The following is a 22,424-nucleotide window of genomic DNA, read 5'->3' on the forward strand; positions in this document are numbered from 1 at the left end:
TATATGCAAAACGTACTTTTTCTTGACATAGAGACTAACCCTAAAAGTAAAACCATTGATTACGGAGCGGTATTCAATGGTAAAGAATTACATGAAAGGAATACGGCTAAACTAGAGCAATGGATAAAGGCGGCAAAATATATTTGTGGTCATAATATTATAAAGCACGACATACCTGAACTCAAAAAAAAGTTAGGGAGTTCAATTTTTGACAATAAAAAATATGTAGATACTTTATTATGGTCACCATTACTTTTTGTAAAACGCCCCAACCATAAACTCACCAAAGGCTATAGAATAGTAAACCCTTCGGAAGTAAATAATCCGCTTTCAGATTGTAAGTTAACAGAGAATTACTTAATAAAAGAACTGAATCGATTTAATGCTTTAAGTAATTCCGAGAAGAGCGTGTATTATATGCTTTTAAAAGAACAACCTGCATTTAATTCTTTTTTTGATTTAGCTGGTTTTAACCATTCTAATGTTGAAGACACCAGTATTAAAAAAATCTTAGGAGAGACTATTTGTTCTAATATCAAATTAGAAGATTTTATACAAAACAATCCAGTTGGTTTGTCATATGTATTTACCTTATTAAAATTAGGTGATAAAGGTGCTGTATTACCACCATGGGTTCAGAATGAGTTTCCAGAGGCGGAACAAATTCTTAATGAAATTAGATTTAACCTTTGTGGTGATCCAAAGTGTCGTTATTGTGAAAATAAATTAAATCCCAAAAAAGCGCTTCAGGAATACTTTAACTATTCTGATTTTAGAAAGTTTGAAGAAAATAGAGCAATAAGTCTACAAGAGCAAGCCGTAAGAGCTGGTTTGCAAAGAGAGTCCTTTGTAGCCGTGTTTCCAACAGGTGGTGGTAAATCCTTGACCTTTCAGTTACCAGCCTTAATGCGAGGTGCTTCAACCAGGCATTTAACAGTTGTTATTTCTCCCTTGATATCCTTAATGAAGGATCAAGTTGATAATTTAAGAGATCGTTTTGGAATTACAAGAGCTGTTGCTATAAATGGTTTATTATCTCCTTTAGAACGTCAGGAGGCTTTTGAAATGGTTTCAGATGGAAGAGCCGATTTACTGTATTTGTCACCAGAGTCCCTTAGATCACCATCTATCTATCGATTGATTCTTTCTAGAACTATAGGTAGAGTAGTTATTGATGAAGCACATTGTTTTTCTAATTGGGGACAAGACTTTAGGGTAGATTATCTCTTTATTGCAGACTTTATAAAGAAAATCGAAACTGAGAAAAATAGGAGTCAAATACCTGTGTCTTGTTTTACAGCAACAGCCAAACCAGAAGTTATAAAGGACATTAAATTTTATTTTGAAGACAGGCTAGGTCTAGAGTTGAATGAATACATAACAAACAAGGGCAGGACGAACTTAGCCTATGAGGTAGTTAATGTTGAAGATCCGGCAAGAAAGATGAGCTATTTGCTGCCTATACTTGAAACTTGTGAAAAACCAGTTATTATTTATGCTTCAAGGACCAAACGTGTAGAGGAAATAAGTGGACTTATAAATGAAGCCGGTTTTGATGCCACTTTTTTTCATGGAAAATTAGATAAAGACCAAAAGAAAGAAAACATGAACCTCTTCATTCAGGGGGAAAAAGAAATAATAGTGGCAACGTCTGCTTTTGGTATGGGTGTGGATAAAGAAAATGTTAAAACTGTTATTCATTATAATATTTCAGATTCTCTGGAAAATTATATCCAAGAGGCAGGGCGAGCAGGTAGAGATGAGCGTATTCAAGCCAAGTGCTATATCTTATTTAGTGATGAGGATTTGAACAAACATTTTAGTTTATTGCAACAAACTAAGCTTAATCATAAAGAGATTAAAGATATATGGAGGGCCATAAAAGGTCAAGCTAAATATCGTAGTAAAATTAGTCAGTCTGCTTTAGAGATAGCCAAAAAGTCTGGTTGGGATGCAGAAATGTTAGATCTCGAAACTAAAGTAAAGACAGCGATTTCAGCATTAGAAAATCAAGGCTTTTTGGTTAGGTCTTTAAATACACCTAGGGTTTTTGCAGATAGTTTATTGGTAAAAAGTTTTAGTAGTGGACAAGATATTTTACACAGAAGCAAACGTCTTACTGAAGAAGATAAAAAAGATTGTGCAACCGTACTCAAAAGAATTATTACAGATAAAGAAACACGTGTAGATTATCTGGCAGATATTACGCAATTAAACACACGCAGAATACAAGATGTTATTCGCATACTAAGAGATCATGCAATTTTAGGTGATGCTAAAGATTTAACGGCCTTTTTAAATTTAATGCAATCTAAGAATAGTTCCACCAAGATACTTGATGCAATTCTAAAAATAGAGAAAGGATTAGTACAACAAATTAAATCTAATAAAATTACCATCCCTTTAAGGGAACTTAATCAAAGACTATTAGATGACGGTATAATTGAATCTAGCGTTGAGCATATTAGATTACTTTTGACCTATTGGGATAAAAATAGATTTGTGAAGAAAAGTCGAAAAGACAAGGAGAGAGATATTTATGAAATTATTTTCATCAATAAAGATAGGTTACTTGATGATATTAAATGGAGGCATAATCTTACATTATCAACATTAGGTTATTTAGAAAATCTAGCAAACTCAAACACGAAGCACCAAGGAAATAGAGACGAAGTACCAGTATCATTTAGCTTAATCGAGTTAAAAGAATCTAATCAATTCATGGGTGAGCTCATAGAAGAAAATACCAAGAAGTATGAGCAATGCTTATTATACTTAAATGATATAAAGGCAATTAAATTAGAAGGTGGCTTTATGGTTTCCTACAATAAGCTCAATATATCGGAAGTTGATACGCAAAAGAGAACCTTTACGGTCGATGACTACGAAAAAATGAAAGATTTTTACCTTCATCGTACTGAACAAATTCATATCGTTGGGGAATATGCAAGGAAATGTGTTGAAAATTATGAGTCAGCTTTAACTTATGTTAACGATTATTTTACGCTTGGCTATGAGGAATTTTTGGCAAGATATTTTCCAAGAAAGAAAAAAGAAATTCAGCGTTCAATAACACCAAAACGATTTATTGAAATCATTGGAGATTTAGATACAGATCAGAGTAAAGTTATAAATGATAACAAATCTGATAAGATTTTGGTATATGCAGGTCCTGGAAGCGGTAAAACAAAAGTTTTAGTGCATAAGATTGCGAGTTTATTATTGATAGAAGATATAAAACCAGAACAGTTTTTGATGCTTACCTTTTCAAAAGCTGCCGCATTAGAATTTAAACATCGTGTAAGAAAACTTATTCCTGAATATTCTGGATTAATTAAAATAAATACATTTCACGGTTTTTGCTTTCAATTATTGGGACAATTAGGAGATCTCTATAAGTCTCAGAATGTCATCAGAGATTGTATCAAGGCAATTGAAAATGATGATATTGATATTTCACAAATTGAAAACAAAAGCATATTAATGTTTGATGAGTTTCAAGATATTAATAAGGAAGAGTGGGATTTAATCGAATTAATAATTAAAAAAGCAGAAAATCCAAGGGTTATTGCAGTAGGAGATGATGATCAAAATATTTATGGTTTTAGAGGGTCATCTAATGCTTATATGGCAAAGTTCAGGAAGTCTTATGAGGCAACACTTTATACCTTGCCAAAAAATTATAGGAGTTACCCTGAAATAGTTGATTTTAACAATAGAGTTCTTATTTATTTAAAGAACAGACTTAAGTCACAACAGCTCATTGCTGGTAAAAGTAGAGGTGGAGGGAGTGTTCATATTGCAAAATATGATGGGAAATATATAGAGCAGCCTACATCTGATTACATAGCCAGTTTGAAGTTAACGGGAACAAAAGCTGTTTTGACGAGAACTAACATGGAGGCTTTGTTAATCAGTTCTTTACTAAATAAGAAAGGAATTCCAACAAGGCTAATAGCTGGTTTTGAAGGGTTTCGTGTGTCTGATTTGTTTGAGATTCAATCCTTTGACAGTCATTTAAAAGATTCAATAGGTGAATCAGGTATCATATTAGAAGCAAATTGGGAAGAAGCTAATACATGGTTTCAGCAACAATTTCAACATTCCTTACATTTTCAAACATGTATAGATTTAATTAGAAAATTTGATTTTGCCAATCCAGAAAAGAAATTATTAGTCGATTGGAGGGAGTATTGCAGAGAAATCAATATGGAGGATGCTATTTTGCCAAATTCAGACAAAATTATTGTATCAACAATGCATAAGTCAAAAGGAAAGGAGTTTGACCATGTCATAATGATGCTTAATAACTTCGACTACTCAAGTTCTGAGTCAAGAAGATTATTATATGTAGCAAGTTCGAGAGCAAAGAAAACGTTACATATTCATTCAAATGTTCAATTTTATGATGCTATTAAAGCAGATTATCTTTCCTTATTTAAGTATGAAGGTAAACTTGAACCTCCTTCACAATATGATATGATTCTGAATCATAAAGATGTTAGATTAAGCTCTCAGAACTATCCTGATGCACTTAGAATACTTCGTGTCATCAAAACTGGAGAATTACTTGAGGAGGACGAAATGATTTTTGGGAGTGATAAAATACCAGGACTGAAAAAGTCTAATAAGGGCAATTTATTATTGTTTTCAAAAAAATTCATCGAAAACACATACAATCCAATGTTAAGTCAAGGTTATAAGCTTATTAACGCTCGTGTTGAATATATTGTGTTTTGGTATAATAAAGATGATAACAAGCAATACAAAATTGTATTACCAAGAATAACGTTTAAAAAAGGTTTAAGTACATATCAATAACTATGGAATTTGATTCAGTTACAAGAGAACACATAATACAAGGAATAAAAGACTTTGAAGAAAAAGGCTACCCAAACGAGTTTGGTCCATCTTCAACTTACGACATTGTTCACGAAGGAAAAGCGTATCCACCAAAAGCAATTATGGCCTATGCTAATTTTCATGCCGAAGGTCGAAAAATTGAGCGCTATTTCAAAGGTGGTGTCGGTACCGATTGTTTCAATGCTTTAGAGCGAAATGGATTCTCAGTCAGTAAAAAAAGAGACCCAATTATTAATTTAATAGAAAACTATAAGCAGCGTATAAAAAATACAGGTTTAAAAGATGAAAGATATAAGTGGGAGCTGTTAAATGTTTATAAAGGCAAACCAAATTTAGATGCAGATAACTTATGGGAAGAACTTAAAGGCATAGACTATAGTAATTTATTGTATGCAATGAGTAAAGCAGTTTTAAAGCACTTAGTAACTGAAAAGCCTGAAGAGATACGATCGCTCTTAAAACAGTTGTTTGATGAACAGATTGATTTAAAAACCAGAATTAAAAATTACAATACAGAAACTCTAAAACTTTATAGAAGTATTGGAGAAACCTTGCAGCATCATCAAGATGAACGCACAATTGCAACCTATTTAACCTATCGAAATCCTGATAAATATACGTTCTATAAACATTCATTTTATAAAGCCTACTGCAAATTACTAGGGATAAAACAAGCTAAGAAAAATGAAAAATATATTCATTATTTAGAGTTGATTAATAATCTAATTGAGGATTATATAGTAGATGATGTGGAATTGATAGATCTTGTGAAAGGTCTAATTCCAGAATATTACAAAGGAGATAATCATTTGTTATTAGCTCAAGATATTCTATATCAAATGCTAGAAAAGAAAGATGAAATAAACTATTGGGTTTTTCAAGGAAATCCTAAGATATATGATTTGACAGCTGCATTGAAGGCGCAACATGTAAGCAGTTGGAAGGTAGCTGCTCATAAAGACAATATCAAAATTGGTGATAAAATAATTCTTTGGCAAACAGGTGAGGAATCTGGATGTTATGCTTTAGCTGAGGTTATTTCTAATGTTGAAAGAATGGAGGAAGATGAATTTGAAATACAGTACTATACAAACACTAAAGAGATTGAAGCTACAGAACGTGTAAAAATTAAAATAACAAAAGAATTTACAGATAGACCTATATTAAAAGATGAGGTTCTTACAGACCCAATTTTTTCAAATTTCAAGGGTGGCAATCAAGGCACTAATTTTAGTGCAACAGAAGAAGAGTACAATGCATTGTTAAGTTTGGGAACTGTTAATGAAGATAATTCTTTTGAAAAGACAAGAGTAAAATTAGACTCTACAGTTTTTAATAATTATATAACTTTCTTAAGATCTGTAATAAAATCATTGGAATTAAAACCTAATGATCCTAGGGTTGTCTTTAGTGTTAGGGAGAATAGTCTAAATTTTATTGTTGGTCAAAAATATTGTTGCAATGTTTACAATTCTAAAAATAAAGAGAATTTTGGTGTAATATCTACTGTAAGACTTACCGATAGGAGTACTGAGTTCTCAGGACAATCTCCAAAGACATACTATAACTACCTTAATGAACTTGTTTTACAAGTTGATGAGAGGAGAACTGTTATTGATGCTGTTGGAGCTGTTTTAGATAAAACTAAGAGATCGGGTTATTCAAAATTTAATGACATTGATTTTGAAAATTATGTCTTTGAAATCAAATCTAACATAATAAAAGATAAGCAAATGACTCTCGCCAAGAATCAAATTTTTTACGGACCACCAGGTACAGGAAAAACATATGCGTTAAAAAGAGAACTTTTTCCATTATATACAACAAAAGAAACTTCTATTAGTTTAGATCAACATTTTGAATCTGTTGTGAAAGAGTGTTCATGGTGGGAAGTTATTGCAATTGCACTTTTACAATTAGGTAAATCTAAAGTTAATGATGTTTTTAATCATAAATGGGTACAAAAAAAGGCGGAACTATCTAATTCTAACACGGTAAAACCAACGCTTTGGGGACAGTTGCAGAGTCATACAATTGAAGAGTGTAATTATGTCAATGTAAAGTCAAAACAACAACCACTTATTTTTAATAAAACAGAAGATTCTAGTTGGGAAATTTTAAAAGACAAAGTCGATAACGAGGTGCCTGAATTATATGAGTTGATTAACAAGGTGGAGAACTTTAATCCTAGTCCCGACAAAGAAATAAAACGATACAAATTTGTAACGTTTCATCAGTCATTTAGCTATGAGGATTTTATTGAAGGTATTAAACCTGTTATGTCTGATAATACTGAAATGTCAGAAGATTTAGGTTATAAAATAGAAGATGGAATTTTTAAAGAAATCTGTAAAGATGCTGCATTAGATCCTAATAACCGATATGCTATTTTTATTGATGAGATAAACCGAGGAAATGTGTCTGCTATTTTTGGTGAGCTTATAACTTTAATAGAAAAGGATAAAAGGCGAGGAGCAATTAATGAAATATCAATAGAACTTCCATATTCTAAGAAGAAATTTAGTGTGCCATCAAATTTAGATATCTATGGAACCATGAATACCGCAGACCGTTCAGTAGAAGCTTTAGATACAGCGTTACGTCGTCGATTTGAATTTAAAGAAATGATGCCTAATGTAGATGTAATTGAAGGTTTAGAAGTCGAAGAAGTTTTATTGTCAGAAGTTTTAGAGACAATTAATAAACGTATAGAGCTATTAGTTGATCGAGATCACACCATAGGACATTCGTATTTCGTAAATGCTAATACTAAAGAGAAGTTGGCACATGCTTTTAATAATAAGATTGTACCACTCCTACAAGAATACTTTTATGGAGATTATGGTAAAATAGGTTTAGTGTTAGGAAAGGGGTTTGTTGAAACAATTAAGAATGACAAAATAACCTTTGCAGATTTTGGTTATGAAAATTCCGAAGATTTTAAAATACCTAGTTATAATTTAAAGATCATTGATTCTGAAAATATTATAGATGCTTTACATCAATTATTAAATAAGGCTGTTGAAGAAAATTAAACAAATATCAGTATTTGAACATCAACGTTTATTGGTTGGTACAAATGGTTTTAAACAGGTGCATCTTGATGCCTTATTAAAACTTAATGAGTATCATGATGGTAAATATTTTGAACCTATTGCAAAAGGATTAAAATTTAACCAATATGTTGGTATTATTCAAGTCAATGGTTTAGTTATTCAAATTCACCCAAAGGCAGATAAGGATGATGACGATTCTCGATGGAGCGGTGTTTTGTTAAATATGTTAAAGGCTTGTGGTAAACTAAAGGCAAGTTCGGTTGGATTTGCCAACGTAAATCGTAAGAATCTAAACCTTTTAGAAGTCTATTTTGAGCTGTATTTGCAAGAAATAGATAGTTTACTTAGAAAAGGATTAGTGAAAAAATACCGAAAGCAAACCAAAAACACCAAAGCATTAAAAGGAAAACTGGAGTTTGCTGGTCATCTTCAAAAAAATATAATTCATAAAGAGCGATTTTATACCACGCATCAAGTATATGATGAGAATCATCTACTGCACCAAGTATTATATAAAGCATTGTCAATTGTTAGTTATTTTACAAAAGGGACGCGATTGTACGATCATGTGAAAAGAGCGCAATTAAACTTTCCTGAAGTCTCAAATTCTAACATTACTAAAAATCAATTAGAGAACATAAAGCTAAATAGAAAGACCAAAGACTATTCGTATGCTTTAGAGTTGGCAAGATTGATTATTTTAAATTTTTCGCCTGACATTTCAAGTGGTAAAGAAAAAATGTTGTCTTTACTATTTGATATGAATGAGTTGTGGGAAACTTACATATTAAAGCAACTCACCAAGATTAGTGATCAATATAATTTTGAAATTTCAGGACAGGAATCTAAACCATTTTGGGGTAATAACTACCTAAGACCAGATATCGTACTAAGAAAAAATGATGAAGCCTATATCATAGATACGAAATGGAAACGTCCAAAATTATCAGCATCTGTAAATGATCTCCGACAAATATATACCTATTGCAGATTTTGGGATGCTAAAAAAGGAATACTGTTATATCCTGGTGATAGCAATTTTGAATTTCAAGATTATAAGACTGATGATTATTCGAAGTCAGAAGAAAATGAACCAAAGGATATTAAGCATCAATGTAAATTAGGGATGGTAGATGTCTTTGATAGTTGTGGAAAAAATTTAAACCCTGATATTGGCTTAGATATATTAAGAATTATAGAAGTTACAATCTAAGTGACTTAATTTAAAAAATAATACTATTTAACAAGTAATGTATGATTCAAATTTAAATAGTAATGTTATGTAAAATTGACTTCAGTTTTAACGCAACAAGATTACAGATTAGTTGTAACCTTTTTATCACGGTATAAGTTTTTAGATTTACATTCTAGTGTTCTGGTAGTGCAACATTTTTATAGAGTGAAGTACCACATTTTATTTATTTTGAAATAAAAGTCGTAGTTTTAAATATAGTGGTGCAACTTTTTATGTTGGTTGTAGCGCATTTAAAAAGTAAGTAGTCCGATTTAACCTTGAATTTCGATCAAAACTAAGCTCGTATTTTGTAGTTGTGCAACCATTTAGTTAGTTGGTTGTAGAGCATTTTATTCAATAATTTAGTAAATGTAGTAATTGTTGAGATGGTGGTGCAACTTCTCAGTTATGTTGTACAACTTTTTAATTATGGAACCAATTAATTACTGAAAATCTAATAGAATGGAAGTAATGGTAGTGCAACTACTTAAAAGTACTCTATAAATTTACACTAAATACATTTTGTAATAGGAATGTGTCGATCTCTTTTACTGTAGGTTTTAATAATGTTTTATCTTCATTCTTATTAAGTGATGATTTTGGGGTGGTAGTGGTACTACTTTTTTCTACATCTAATTTATTATTAAATGTAGGTAGGTTTAATATTCGGTTGGTTTGTTGAGGTTGGATATCAATTGTTGCAAAATGTTGTACTACGTCGTTGCAATGCTTTTTTAATATGTTATGTTGGTAATTTAGATATTCCTGTGAACTGATATTGTAATTTTTAGCATGTTTTGCAGCTTCATTTTTAATAATTTCAGTGGTAAAAGTCCAAGTTGCAACTTCCTTGTAATATTCATTTATAAAGAAATCAAAAGCTAACTTGTCTAAAATTGATTTTAATTGTATTAATTCAAACAAGTTTGATTTTAGGATTTTTTCCTTTTTCAATATCTGTAGATAGTCACAGTCATTTTTAATTTGTATCACCCGACCATCAGTTGCAAAAATATAAAGCTTATTTAATACATCGTGAGTTTCAAAATTATTCAAATTTATAGAAGTAAATTTCTCAATACTTGACTTTGGCAAGAAAAAGAGTAGTGGTTGTTTAACACTGGCAATAAGTTCTTCTATTTTTCTATGCATCTTTTTACGGTTTTAATAAATCTGAATAGTCTTTTGGCAACTCTGCGTCAATGTCTCTTAGATACTTTTCTAAAGCAGCCATAGTACTATGTCCTGTAATTAACATTAACCTGCTTTTAGCCTCAAATGGTGAGGAGTCTTTGACCATAGCTCGATATAATCTTGTAATAAATGTATGTCTAAAACTATATAAACTATAGTTGTTAGTAAATCCTAGTTCCTTTTTAATTTTCGAAAAGCGTTTGCCAAAGTGAGTCCTTCTATTGATTTCTGTTGCATCCCATTCACCACCAATTTGTTTAGATGTAAATAGTAAATCGTTAGGACTAAATTTTGAAAGATCAGGTAATTCATCAAATAAAAGATTTGGTATTAATTTTGTTTTCAAAGCTTTATTTTTGGCTTCAAACTTTAAAGTCTTTTCATCAATATTAATATCCTTAATTCTTAGTCTGCATACTTCTAATGGTCTCAGGAAATTGTAGGAAATAAATTTAATGTATAGTAGAAGTAAAGGATCTTTTTTTGAAAGGTGTTTAAATATGGTTTCTTGCTCCCTATTCGTATAAGTTTTATGACGTTTTGGGTTAGTCTTTAAGGATTTAATACTTTTTATAAAGTTCTTTTTAATGATTTCATTGTCTTCAAGAACTTGAAAAATAGCACTAAAAACAGTTTTGTAATTGTTTCTGTTTCTAGCGGATGAACGTAGTTGTACCTCGTTTAGATACTCTATAATATGTTTTTTAGTTATATGCTCAACATGTGTGACATCTTTATGATGTTTTTTCAACCATTTTTCAAGTGCAAAAATCCGAGATTTATAATCTTCAAGTGATTTCTCTTTGATGACATTGGTCTTGAGTTCTATTGCGCGCTCAAATGCTTTTAAAACCTTTGGTGACTTAGGCTTTGGCGCTTTGCCGATTTCCTTAGCTGGAACTTGTTTTTCAGAAACTGTTGGTTTCGAAATGAGTTTTTCTTCTAAAATGTGTTCCTTTTCTTGTTTCTTGAACTGGGTATGTTTTTTATATAACTGTGTGTTGTCTTCAAAAGGATTGTAGCCTTGTTTTAAGAAGTAAAGTAGCCGTTTGCGATAAAGACTTAAAATACTATAACGCTCAGCTTTTGTCTTGAATTTATTAACACCACCATAGATATTTTTCATTCGTTTCATTTTTCCCGTATTTGGGTCTCGATATGAGAAATAAACATACCAACGTTTCTTTAAATCGCCATTAGCATCAAAAATTTTAGGAGTTGAAAATTTTCTTTTGTGTTCCAATTCGTGTTCTAAATCGTGTTCATTTGAAAACTCTAAGGTAATTAATTCATAAATAATACACATAAAAAAACGGTTTAGCGCGAACTAAACCGTTTATTTACAAATAATTAAAATTCTGTAGCGAGATCGAGATTTGAACTCGAGACCTCCGGGTTATGAATCCGACGCTCTAACCAACTGAGCTACCTCGCCATTTGCTCTAATGCGGCTGCAAATATAAAAACAAAATTAATGTCAACAAACATAATACACTTAAAATATTTTTTAAAAATTAGTTTTTAAACTAAACAATTAATGTATATATTGAGCACTATAATTAAATTTACCTATGGACGAAAAGATTAAGTTTGAAATGGAATTCCCTATTCACGCTTCTCCACAGTTGTTATATCAATATATTTCAACGCCTTCAGGACTATCTGAATGGTTTGCTGATAATGTAAATTCTAGAGGAGAAATATATACCTTTATTTGGGATGGTAGTGAGGAGAAAGCAAAAATGTTAAGTAAAAAAAGTGGCGAGCGTATAAAATTTAGATGGATGAGTGACGATGAAGATGGAGCATCATATTTTTTTGAAATTAAAATTCAAGTAGATGAAATAACTAAAGACGTGTCTTTGATTGTGACAGATTTTACTGAAGAAGATGAAATTGACGAAGCCAAAATGCTTTGGGATAATCAAATTTCAGATTTAAAACAAGTTTTAGGTTCTGCTTAGACAAACACTTTTATAATTGATATATTTGTCCCGATTTTTAATCGGGATTTTTTTTATGGTTAATTTAAACGGAACTATTTTAGACCAAAACGAAGTAAATATAACACTAGAAAATAGAGGTTATAAGTATGGAGACGCACTTTTTGAAACATTAAAAGTGGTGCACTCCAAAATATTTTTTTGGGAAGATCACTATTTTAGACTTATGGCTTCTATGCGTATTCTGCGTATGGAAATTCCTATGGAGTTTACAATGGAATTTTTAGAGCAGGAAATTATCAAAACAATTTCAGTGAATGGTTTAGCAAAGTCTGCTGCTCGCGTTAGATTAAACATTGATAGAGGAGAAGGAGGTAAGTATACGCCAATTACTAAAAACATAAATTATAGCATTGTAGTTGATGAACTAGAAAACGAGTTTTACACTATAGATACAAAACCTTATACTGTCGATTTGTTTAAAGACTACTATATGTCTCCTGGTTTACTAAGTACTATAAAAACAAACAATAAAATTATTAATGTTCTAGGAAGTATTTACGCTCAAGAAAACAGTTTTGAAAACTGCTTACTGCTTAATACCAATAAAAATGTAGTTGAAGCACTTAATGGAAACTTGTTTTTAGTAAAAGGCAAAACCATTAAAACACCACCACTAGAAGATGGTTGCTTAAAAGGAATAATGCGAAAACAACTTATTGAGATAATTACAAAACTAGAAGATTACGAGCTTTTAGAAGCATCAATTTCTCCTTTTGAGCTTCAAAAAGCAGATGAGCTGTTTACAACAAACGTAATTACAGGAATACAACCTATAACCAATTATAGAAAGAAAAGTTTCACAACTGATGTAGCTACTTTACTAGTTGAAAAATTAAATATTAAGGTAAGACTATCTTAGTTGTAACTAGGGTTTTCAGGCGCATTGGACCAAATAGAATAATCACCACCTAACTCTAGCATTTTCTCTTTCCAAAAGAAATTATCGTAGCTTTTTTCAATGATACCGTTTTTATACATGTTCATTGAAACTACCCAAGAGTTAGATTGTAACTCCATATCTAGTTGGTTAGGTTCCCATCCAGAGTAGCCTAAAAAGAATTTAATATCAGAGGGTTTAAGCTTGTTATTATTAATAAGGTCTAAAACAACTTCAAAATCTCCTCCCCAATATATTCCTAAAGAAATCTCAATACTGTCAGGTATTAAATCAGGAACTTTATGGATAAAGTATAAGTTGTCTTGTTCTACTGGTCCACCATTGTAAATCTTAAAATCGGCGTCAGTATCTGTTATTAAGTCTTTTAGCTTGTATTGTAAAGGTTTATTTAAAATAAAACCAATAGAGCCTTCTGTACCATGATCGGCAAGTAAAATTATTGATCTGTTAAACGACATGTCACCAATAATAGAAGGTTCGGCAATGAGTAAGTATCCTTTTTCGGGCTTTAAAGTAATCATAGGCAAATGATTTTGTATTAAAACTAAAACATATTTTAATAAAAACCAACATTTTGACTAGGAAACCCTATAAAACAAAAAAGCCCACTTTTAGGGAGTGGGCTTTTTTAAAAGAAATTAAAATACTAGTTGATAGCATTATTTAAATCTGAACCAGCTTTAAATTTTACTACGTTTTTAGCTTTTATTTTTATTGTTTGTCCTGTTTGAGGGTTTCTTCCTTCTCTAGCAGATCTTTTAGAAACTGACCAAGAACCAAATCCTACTAAAGAAACTCTGTTACCTTTTTGTAAAGATCCTTCGATATCAATTAATAATGAATCTAATGCTTTTTTTGCAGCAGCTTTAGTAATTCCAGCGTTTTCTGCCATTCCATTGATTAAATCTGTTTTGTTCATAAATTTAAATTTTTAATTATTAAAATAATAGTTGGGTTAAACGTTATTGTTAATCCTCGTACAAATTTATACGGAATATCCATTCACGCAAGTAATAGCAAGGGAAATGCAAATTTTTGTTAATAACTTTGAGAATTTGTTAATAAAGAAGGTGCTTTTTATCGATGTTTTTAATATATCAGTAAATATAAGGGTTTACAGCACTTTAGCGTCGTCATTAAATGAATATCCATTTATTAATGATTTTACATCCATTTTTCGCTTTCCTGGAAGCTGAATTTCCTTAATAATAATGTAACCGTCTTTGACTGAAACTTTTAAGCTGTTATGGTCAATTTTTAATGAACCAACAGTATTTGAATGGGCTGTATGCTCCTTTTCAACTTCAAAAATTTTAACACTAACAGTTTCTCCGTTGTTTTCTAAAAAGCTCCAAGCAGAAGGAAACGGATTAAGACCTCGTATTTTGTTATAGATAGCATCTAAAGGCATAGTCCAGTCAATCTTACAATTGTCTTTATTAAGCTTGTAGGCTGTTTTTAGGTTGTCATTTTTAGGTTGAATAGTTGTAGTAACTTCATTATTTTCAATTTGCTTAACAGTATCAATAACCAATTCACTACCAATACTCATTAGCTTGTCATGTAATTGACCTACAGTTTCGTTTGGAGAAATAGTTGTTTCTTTTTGAAGAATCATAGCTCCTGTGTCAATTTTTTCATCAATAAAAAAGGTGGTAACACCAGTTTTAGTTTCACCATTAATAATAGCCCAATGTATTGGAGCTGCACCTCTGTAATTAGGAAGTAATGATGCGTGGAGATTAAACGTTCCATATTTAGGCATGCTCCAAACCACTTCTGGTAGCATTCTAAAAGCAACTACAATTTGAAGGTTAGCATCTAGTGCTTTTAACTCATCTAGAAAAGCTTCAGATTTTAAATTTGTAGGTTGCATCACATTAAGGTTTTGTGATTGTGCATAAACCTTTACTGCCGATTCGTTTAGTTTTCGTCCTCTACCAGCAGGTTTGTCTGGTGCAGTAATTACACCTACAATATTGTAATTGTGTTCAACCAAAGTTTTTAAAGTGGCAACTGCAAAATCTGGAGTTCCCATAAATACTATTCGTAACTTTTCAGTCATAGATTAATTTAATTTATATGTGTTTGTTGGAGTAATACTTATAATGTTGTGCTCCAACAGTAATTTTAAAGTATGTAATATTTCGGTGTCATCAAACGGAAGCAATTCTATCAATGCTCTTGAGGACATGTCTTGTCCTTTTAAAGCAACAATAATACCATTTTTAACGGATTTAGTATCTGTTGAATGTTTAGATTTTTCTTTGGATTTGCATACTGAACAAATTCCGCAATTAGTAGAGGTTTTCTCGCCAAAATAATTTAGCAATACAGTGTTTTTACATACAGAATTAGTATTTGTATAGTGTAAAACAGCTTCAATTTGATCGTGCTTTAGCTGATGTTGTTTTTCAATATTTGCAGCAATCCTGTTTATGGTTTTATCATCTTCTCTAGGTTGTAGAAAAGTAAGTTCAGAATCAGTGTTTGAATATTGAAAGTCTACAATCTCATCGGTTTTAAGTTGGCTTAATACTTTAAGAACGTGTTCTTCTGTAGTTGATGCTTTTTTGGCGATTATTGAAACATTAATATTAAGTAAATGTTCAAAAATTCCTCCATAAGTTCTAAGTATAGATTTTATAATTAAAGCTTGCTTTTCATGAGTTTCAAGATAATTGAACAACGCAGCATTACTTACAATAAATTGTAGTTTGGTTTTATAATTGAATTGTTGCGATAAGCTAATTACACTATTTCTGTCTAATATTTGTAAAGCGTTAAAGGTTAATGAAGATTTAAAGTCATAAGCTTTACAGAAATTGACAAAACTAAACTGATACTGGGTTTGTTCACCTTCGCCATAAGAGATTTGAAAGTAATTGCATAGTTTTCTATATACCAGTTTTATAAAGTCTATTGATGGTAATGTTTTTAAAAATTGATTTCTTAAATGTTGCTCATCGGCATTTGTTTTTAATAAAATAGCATAAGCATCATCACCATTTCTTCCTGCTCGACCTGCTTCTTGATAATAACTTTCAAGACTCTCTGGTAAATTAAAGTGGATAACATTTTTTACATCGGCTTTGTCTATTCCCATTCCAAAAGCTGTTGTGGCAACCATTATTTCAACCGCATTGTTGGTCCATTGGTACAAACGGTCTTGCTTTTCTTTAGTATTTATACCACCATGAAAAAAAGTACAACTAAACCCCTTTTTTGCTAAAAACTCACTTACTTCAACGGTCGCTTTTCTATTTCTTACATAAACAATCGACGATCCTTTATTGGCTTGTAAAGCTTGCTCAAGTTTATAATACTTGTCTTCGGTTTCAATGATTTGATACGAAATGTTTGGACGACTAAATGAGGCTTTAAATACTTTTGGTGAAATAAAATCCAGTTCGGTTATAATTTCATCAACAACGTTTGCTTTTGCAGTAGCTGTAAGTGCAATAATATTAACAGAAGGATGTAATTGCCTTAAAATACTTATGTTTTTATAAGCAGGTCTAAAGTCGTTTCCCCATTGCGAAATACAATGCGCTTCATCAACAGCAATTAGGTTTACATTCATTTGCTGTATGCGATCTTTTACAATTTGTTGTTGCAAACGTTCAGGAGATAAGTATAAAAACTTATAGTTGCCATAAATGCAATTGTCTAAAAGCGTATCTAGCCTGTCATAAGAAATGCCACTTGTTAAAGCCATTGCTTTTATTCCTTTTTGGTTAAGTGCATTAACCTGGTCCTTCATTAAGGCAATTAATGGAGAAATAACAATACAAATACCGTCTTTAATAAGTGCAGGAATTTGAAAACAAATAGATTTTCCTCCACCAGTAGGGAGTAATACAAAAGTATCCTCATTATCTAGTACTGCATTAATGATGTCTTCTTGCAGTGGTCTAAAACTAGTGTGGTTAAAATAATGTTCAAGTATGGTTATAGGATGTTGCATCACTATAAATTTAACAACTCTAGTATAAAGTTAGCCCTTTCTTCAATAGGACCAAAAGGAACATCAATTAAATTGTAGTTGAATCTTTTGTAAGTGTTTAGTAAATGTTTGTGTATTTCTACTGCTTGCTCAAAATTTTCGTAGCGTTCAGCATCGCTAATAAAAATCTCTTGCCAAGGTGCTAAAACAAAAACATGATCGTAGACAAGGTTTTGAGAAGCCTCAATAAAAGGTTCAGGATACGTGTCACCAATATAATCCATATATGCTAATATGTCAGGTATACCTCTATCAAGAAAAATAGTATTGGAGCTGTGAGCGTTTGCATCTTCAAACTGCTTAATTCTACCTTTTAAAAGAAGCTCGCTAAATAGTAAAGGTTCAGTTAAAAATAGTTGCTCTATACCATTTTTTCTAGCTTCAAGTGTTACTTGACGCGAAATTTCATCAAAGCAAGTATATCCTCTTTCTTTTAGTTCGTTAATTATAGAAGATTTTCCTGTACCTGGTCCTCCAGTAATAACAATTGTTTTCGTACTCAAATTGGCAAGATTTTAGCTATATAAAGCGTATAATGTGTTTTGGTCGAAAATAATTATTTTTTAACAAAACAAAGGTTTAATTGCATAATATTTTTGAAGCAACAATTACCTGAAAAATATAACAGAATAAAGTAAAGCAAAATGTATTTTTGCATTTTTAAATAAAAACTATGGCAGAAGATAAAAGAACAGAGGAATTTTATGACAAATTAAGAGCACAATTATACGATACAGCTAGTTGGCCTTCAGAGTATTTATATAAATTTATAGTAAAATCAGAACTAGATAAAATAGCTGAAATAGAAGCGCTTTTTGATAATATGGGAGCAGTTATAAATACTATTGAATCTAAAAACGGTAAATATACTAGTGTTTCGATTAATTTATTGATGAGAGATCCTGATGCTGTTATTGCAAAATATAAGGAAGTTACCGAGAAAGTAGAAGGCGTAATTTCATTATAATTTAAGATAGAACTAATTATTTTTTTGTATTTTGCGCTAGTGCATAAACAACTACATGCACAGTAATAAAATACCTATATCTTATTTTGATAAACGATTTAGAATACAATACAGAGCGTGAGCATTTAATCATTCCGGAATATGGAAGGCACTTGCAGAAAATGATTAATTACGCTAAAGAACTTCCAACAAAGGAAGAGCGCAATAAAGTCTCAAAAGCCATTATATCTGTAATGGGAAATTTGCAACCTCATTTAAGAGACGTACCAGATTTTCAACATAAACTTTGGGACCAATTATTTATTATGGCCGATTTTGAGCTAGATGCTGATTCGCCATATCCACAACCATCAAAAGATGAGTTGCAAGCAAGACCAGAGCCTTTAACATACCCGCAAAATCATCCTAAATATCGTTTTTATGGAAACAATATAAAGACGATGATTGACGTTGCTAATACATGGGAAGAAGGAGAGCTAAAAGACGCTTTAATCTATACCATTGCAAACCACATGAAAAAATGCTTCTTAAACTGGAACAAAGACACAGTTGAAGACGATGTAATTTTTGATCATTTATTTGAACTTTCAGGTGGTAAAATAAACCTTAAGAATAGTGATGAAGACCTTTCGGACTCAACAAGTTTAATGAGAGGTAAAAAGAAGTATTCTAAAAAACAAGGACACAAAAAAAGTAATTCTAATCGTAACAGAAAACGCTACTAACATTTCATGGGTACATTTGTAATTGAAGGAGGTCACCAATTAAAAGGAAAAATACAACCTCAAGGCGCAAAAAACGAAGCACTTCAAATTTTATGCGCAGTTTTACTAACTCCAGAGCAAGTAACTATTAATAACATACCAGATATAGTTGATGTTAATAAACTTATCGCATTATTAAAAAAGCTAGGTGTAAAAATCAACAAAATAGGTTCTGGGTCTTACACGTTTAAAGCAGATGAGGTTAACTTAAAATATCTTGAATCTGCCGAGTTTAAAGAAGATGGTAGAGGTTTAAGAGGGTCAATTATGATTGTTGGTCCACTTTTAGCACGTTTTGGAAAAGGATATATTCCTAAACCTGGAGGTGATAAAATTGGTAGACGTAGACTAGATACCCATTTTGAGGGTTTTATAAACTTAGGTGCAAAATTTAGATACAATCGCGAAGACTATTTCTATGGTGTTGAAGCCGAAAAACTAAAAGGTACTTATATGCTTTTAGATGAAGCTTCAGTAACAGGAACAGCAAATATTGTTATGGCTGCAGTTTTAGCCGAAGGGACTACTACAATTTACAATGCTGCATGTGAGCCTTATTTACAACAACTTTGTAAAATGCTCAATAGAATGGGAGCAAAGATAACTGGAGTAGGTTCTAATATGCTAACTATTGAAGGTGTTGATAGCTTAGGAGGAACTGAACACAGAATGCTTCCTGATATGATTGAAATAGGAAGCTGGATTGGACTTGCTGCAATGACAAAAAGTGAGTTGACCATTACTAATGTAAGTTGGGATGACCTTGGACAAATACCTAATGTATTTAGAAAACTAGGTATTACTGTTGAAAAACAAGGTGATGATATTCATATACCAGCGCATACTGATGGTTACGAAATACAAAGTTACATTGATGGCTCAATACTTACTGTAGCTGATGCGCCATGGCCTGGATTTACACCAGATTTATTAAGTATTGTTTTGGTAGTGGCTACACAAGCTAGAGGTAGTGTATTAGTACACCAAAAAATGTTTGAAAGCCGACTATTTTTTGTGGATAAATTGATTGATATGGGAGCGAAAATTATACTATGTGATCCACATAGAGCAACTGTTATTGGTCATGATTTTAAATCTACATTAAAAGCAACGACTATGACATCGCCAGATATTAGAGCGGGAGTGTCTTTATTAATAGCAGCTTTATCAGCTAAAGGAACATCTACAATTCATAATATTGAACAAATTGATAGAGGTTATGAAAATATTGATGAACGCTTAAGAGCAATTGGTGCAAAAATTACTAGAGTAGAAGGTAACTAAACCTAAAATATAAGTATAAAAAAGGCTTCGAAATTTCGAAGCCTTTTTTTGTATGTATCTATACAAGGTTATTCTTTTACAACCTTGTAAACAAGTTTTTTACTATCAGTTTTAAGATGTACAAAGTATACACCACTATCATAACTAGATAAATTTATAGTAGCTTCATTGTTAAAAAATATGCTATTGTTTTTTATCATTTTCCCTGAAATATCAAAGATTGAATAAGAGGCATTAGTAATATCTTTTAAGCCTTCAATAGTTACATTGTTTTTTGTTGGATTAGGATAAATTTTAATATCAGTATTAGTAAATTGATTGTCTCCAAGTGTTGCACCTTCAATAATTAATATAGATTCATTAATGTTAGGGTTAAATAACTCATCAACGATACCAGAAGGCCACTTAACAACTATCTTAGTGATTGCAGTTTGTGTTCCTAAACCAAAATGTGTCATTAGTGAGTTCATAGTTCCGTAGCTTTCACCCGAACGTACTTCTCTAATTTGAACACCAGTCGCAGTATGTAATTCTATTCTTGCTCCAATACCATTAATATTACTTGGACCTCCTTGTAAACGTATTTCACTCCAATTATTAGAGTTTCCATTGTTGTAGAATAAAATGTCTGGGTCGTTTGTTGGGCTGTTATAGCCTATAGCAAAACCAGCTACAACATCAATAAAACCATCATTGTTGAGGTCTCCAACAGCAGCACTTTGTATATTGTCACTGCCTAAACCAAAAGGTGATGGCATTTTTGAAAAAGTAAGGTCGCCATTGTTTTTAAATAGTGCATGAGAAGCATATCTACTAGTGATAAAAAGATCAATAAAAGTGTCATTGTCAAAATCTTCCATAATAACCTGAATTCCTCCACTACCTAAATCGTTCAACTCTGTAGCAATCCCAGAAGTTGCAGTTATATCTGTAAACGTACCGTTACCATTATTTACGTATATAATACTGCTAACATCATGGTTTATTAACACGCAGTCTAAATCGCCATCGTTGTCTATGTCTTCAAAATTAGCTGACCATGATTGTGCATAAGGCACTAAACCAGCTGCGACACCAACTTCGGTAAAGTTACCGCTGCCATCATTTTGAAATAATAGGTTGACACGTCTACCATCGTTTGGGTTACTTACTCCAAGTCTACACTTTGAGATGTAAAGGTCTTGGTCGCCATCATTATCATAGTCAACCCAAATAGAACCATAATTACCTGAATTATCAGAAGGAATCGTAGAAACAGCATTTATTAAACCAGCATTGTCTTGTGTCATATTACCATTGCCATCATTATTGTAAGCAGATGAAACACCTTCATCATGACAAGCAAAAATATCAATTGTACCATTGTTGTCAATATCAATAAAATTAAGGTTTTGAATGAAAATATTTGAACCACTTAATGAATTTGAAGTGTAATTTGTTCCAGTTGAATTTGCAATTAATAGCTTTTTGCCATTGTAAGCTCCTCCTGTAAAAATATCGTTATAGCCATTTTCATCAACATCGGCAATACATAGTCCCCATTCATTACCAGTGCCAGCTAAATTTCCATAATTTAATCTTGTGAAAACGCCATTCGTATTTTGATATTCTATTTGAAGATATCTTGCATCATCCAGTCTAATGATGTCATCTAAACCGTCTCCATTCATATCGCAAACACCTATGGCCACTCCACTAGTTAAATTAGGGTTTACCAAATTTGAAGTTGCATTAGTAAATGTTACCTGTGCGAAATAAATAGAAGGAAAAAGTAGTATACTACTTAAAAGTAATTTTTTTATCATGATGAGATTTTTTTGTGATTAAATATAGTGTTTTTATTATATAATTGTCTAATTGTTAGTTAATTTGTTCTTTAAAAGTTTGTAGAATGTTTAGTCTTTTTTTGTGGTCAAGATGGTTGATTTATGCTTTAATTTAAGGTTTTATTAACATCTAGAGGACTTTCTAATTTGTAATTTTAATTTTTTAAAAGCGATACATTAATTCTAATTAAAATCTAATCAAAAATGAAAAACTATTACTACTCACTTTGGCAATTGCGTTTACATTTAGCGTGAATGCTCAAATTGAAACACCACAATCTAGTCCTGCTAGTAAGCTTGAACAAAGGGTTGGTTTAACTGATGTT

At 31.5% G+C, this 22,424-nt stretch carries 16 protein-coding genes and 1 tRNA gene; 8 read left to right on the forward strand and 9 right to left on the reverse strand.

Annotated features, from left to right (window positions below):
• The first annotated feature begins 3 nt into the window (after positions 1-3).
• From DMZ43_RS12095 to DMZ43_RS12105, 3 genes are read left to right on the forward strand one after another with little or no spacing between them, the layout of a single operon-like run.
• Positions 4-4,821, forward strand: a complete 4,818-nt coding sequence (locus DMZ43_RS12095) for a RecQ family ATP-dependent DNA helicase (protein ID WP_131508575.1) — start codon at positions 4-6, stop codon at positions 4,819-4,821.
• A 2-nt stretch (positions 4,822-4,823) separates the two neighbouring features.
• Entirely contained in the window at positions 4,824-7,898 is a 3,075-nt protein-coding gene (locus DMZ43_RS12100; RefSeq protein ID WP_131508577.1) for an EVE domain-containing protein, read from the forward strand.
• On the forward strand, positions 7,885-9,132 hold the full coding sequence (locus DMZ43_RS12105) for an McrC family protein (RefSeq protein ID WP_131508579.1): 1,248 nt from the start codon (positions 7,885-7,887) through the stop codon (positions 9,130-9,132). The genes DMZ43_RS12100 and DMZ43_RS12105 overlap by 14 nt, the downstream gene beginning before the upstream one ends.
• A 519-nt stretch (positions 9,133-9,651) precedes the next feature.
• Here the strand turns inward: DMZ43_RS12105 and DMZ43_RS12110 are convergent.
• From DMZ43_RS12110 to DMZ43_RS12120, 3 genes are all read right to left on the reverse strand, one after another.
• On the reverse strand, positions 9,652-10,305 hold the full coding sequence (locus DMZ43_RS12110; protein ID WP_131508581.1) for a hypothetical protein: 654 nt from the start codon (positions 10,303-10,305) through the stop codon (positions 9,652-9,654).
• 4 nt (positions 10,306-10,309) lie between these two features.
• Positions 10,310-11,653, reverse strand: a complete 1,344-nt coding sequence (locus DMZ43_RS12115; RefSeq protein WP_131508582.1) for a tyrosine-type recombinase/integrase — start codon at positions 11,651-11,653, stop codon at positions 10,310-10,312.
• A 55-nt stretch (positions 11,654-11,708) separates the two neighbouring features.
• Positions 11,709-11,782, reverse strand: a tRNA-Met gene (locus DMZ43_RS12120).
• Positions 11,783-11,918: 136 nt separating this feature from the next.
• Here DMZ43_RS12120 and DMZ43_RS12125 point away from each other — a divergent pair.
• Positions 11,919-12,311 (forward strand): START-like domain-containing protein, encoded by a 393-nt coding sequence (locus tag DMZ43_RS12125; RefSeq protein WP_129761682.1) that lies wholly within the window; start codon positions 11,919-11,921, stop codon positions 12,309-12,311.
• Between the two features lie 55 nt (positions 12,312-12,366).
• On the forward strand, positions 12,367-13,212 hold the full coding sequence (locus DMZ43_RS12130; protein ID WP_131508584.1) for an aminotransferase class IV: 846 nt from the start codon (positions 12,367-12,369) through the stop codon (positions 13,210-13,212).
• Here DMZ43_RS12130 and DMZ43_RS12135 read toward each other — a convergent pair.
• The 5 genes from DMZ43_RS12135 to DMZ43_RS12155 form a co-directional block, all read right to left on the reverse strand.
• A complete protein-coding gene (locus DMZ43_RS12135; protein WP_131508586.1) occupies positions 13,209-13,772 on the reverse strand; it encodes a YqgE/AlgH family protein in 564 nt (187 codons plus the stop codon). The genes DMZ43_RS12130 and DMZ43_RS12135 overlap by 4 nt on opposite strands.
• Before the next feature lie 125 nt (positions 13,773-13,897).
• Positions 13,898-14,170, reverse strand: a complete 273-nt coding sequence (locus DMZ43_RS12140; RefSeq protein ID WP_129761679.1) for an HU family DNA-binding protein — start codon at positions 14,168-14,170, stop codon at positions 13,898-13,900.
• A gap of 195 nt (positions 14,171-14,365) precedes the next feature.
• Positions 14,366-15,316, reverse strand: coding sequence for a methionyl-tRNA formyltransferase (gene fmt / locus DMZ43_RS12145; protein WP_131508588.1), 951 nt, complete (start codon positions 15,314-15,316; stop codon positions 14,366-14,368).
• Between the two features lie 3 nt (positions 15,317-15,319).
• Positions 15,320-17,218: an ATP-dependent DNA helicase RecQ gene (locus DMZ43_RS12150; protein WP_131508590.1), complete on the reverse strand. Its 1,899-nt coding sequence runs from the start codon at positions 17,216-17,218 to the stop codon at positions 15,320-15,322.
• Between the two features lie 2 nt (positions 17,219-17,220).
• Positions 17,221-17,760, reverse strand: a complete 540-nt coding sequence (locus DMZ43_RS12155; RefSeq protein ID WP_131508592.1) for an AAA family ATPase — start codon at positions 17,758-17,760, stop codon at positions 17,221-17,223.
• A gap of 170 nt (positions 17,761-17,930) precedes the next feature.
• On the opposite strand from DMZ43_RS12155, the gene DMZ43_RS12160 reads away from it, so the two are divergent.
• From DMZ43_RS12160 to murA, 3 genes are all read left to right on the forward strand, one after another.
• A complete protein-coding gene (locus tag DMZ43_RS12160; protein WP_131508594.1) occupies positions 17,931-18,224 on the forward strand; it encodes a DUF493 family protein in 294 nt (97 codons plus the stop codon).
• 86 nt (positions 18,225-18,310) lie between these two features.
• Positions 18,311-18,949: a DUF4290 domain-containing protein gene (locus DMZ43_RS12165; protein WP_131508596.1), complete on the forward strand. Its 639-nt coding sequence runs from the start codon at positions 18,311-18,313 to the stop codon at positions 18,947-18,949.
• 6 nt (positions 18,950-18,955) lie between these two features.
• A complete protein-coding gene (gene murA, locus DMZ43_RS12170) occupies positions 18,956-20,272 on the forward strand; it encodes a UDP-N-acetylglucosamine 1-carboxyvinyltransferase (protein ID WP_129761673.1) in 1,317 nt (438 codons plus the stop codon).
• A gap of 68 nt (positions 20,273-20,340) precedes the next feature.
• Here murA and DMZ43_RS12175 read toward each other — a convergent pair whose 3' ends face one another.
• Positions 20,341-22,077, reverse strand: coding sequence for an FG-GAP-like repeat-containing protein (locus DMZ43_RS12175; protein ID WP_131508598.1), 1,737 nt, complete (start codon positions 22,075-22,077; stop codon positions 20,341-20,343).
• Positions 22,078-22,424: the final 347 nt, after the last annotated feature.

The organism is Meridianimaribacter sp. CL38 (genome assembly GCF_004328055.1).
Classification (GTDB): Bacteria; Bacteroidota; Bacteroidia; order Flavobacteriales; family Flavobacteriaceae; genus Gaetbulibacter_B; species Gaetbulibacter_B jejuensis.

Coding starts and splice junctions, on each gene's coding strand:
- DMZ43_RS12115 (WP_131508582.1), bottom strand. CDS start 11,653: ATGTGTATTATTTATGAATTAATTACCTTAGAGTTTTCAAATGAACAC.
- DMZ43_RS12140 (WP_129761679.1), bottom strand. CDS start 14,170: ATGAACAAAACAGATTTAATCAATGGAATGGCAGAAAACGCTGGAATT.
- fmt (WP_131508588.1), bottom strand. CDS start 15,316: ATGACTGAAAAGTTACGAATAGTATTTATGGGAACTCCAGATTTTGCA.
- murA (WP_129761673.1), top strand. CDS start 18,956: ATGGGTACATTTGTAATTGAAGGAGGTCACCAATTAAAAGGAAAAATA.
- DMZ43_RS12175 (WP_131508598.1), bottom strand. CDS start 22,077: ATGATAAAAAAATTACTTTTAAGTAGTATACTACTTTTTCCTTCTATT.
- DMZ43_RS12135 (WP_131508586.1), bottom strand. CDS start 13,772: ATGATTACTTTAAAGCCCGAAAAAGGATACTTACTCATTGCCGAACCT.
- DMZ43_RS12100 (WP_131508577.1), top strand. CDS start 4,824: ATGGAATTTGATTCAGTTACAAGAGAACACATAATACAAGGAATAAAA.
- DMZ43_RS12150 (WP_131508590.1), bottom strand. CDS start 17,218: ATGCAACATCCTATAACCATACTTGAACATTATTTTAACCACACTAGT.
- DMZ43_RS12110 (WP_131508581.1), bottom strand. CDS start 10,305: ATGCATAGAAAAATAGAAGAACTTATTGCCAGTGTTAAACAACCACTA.
- DMZ43_RS12125 (WP_129761682.1), top strand. CDS start 11,919: ATGGACGAAAAGATTAAGTTTGAAATGGAATTCCCTATTCACGCTTCT.
- DMZ43_RS12095 (WP_131508575.1), top strand. CDS start 4: ATGCAAAACGTACTTTTTCTTGACATAGAGACTAACCCTAAAAGTAAA.
- DMZ43_RS12130 (WP_131508584.1), top strand. CDS start 12,367: ATGGTTAATTTAAACGGAACTATTTTAGACCAAAACGAAGTAAATATA.
- DMZ43_RS12160 (WP_131508594.1), top strand. CDS start 17,931: ATGGCAGAAGATAAAAGAACAGAGGAATTTTATGACAAATTAAGAGCA.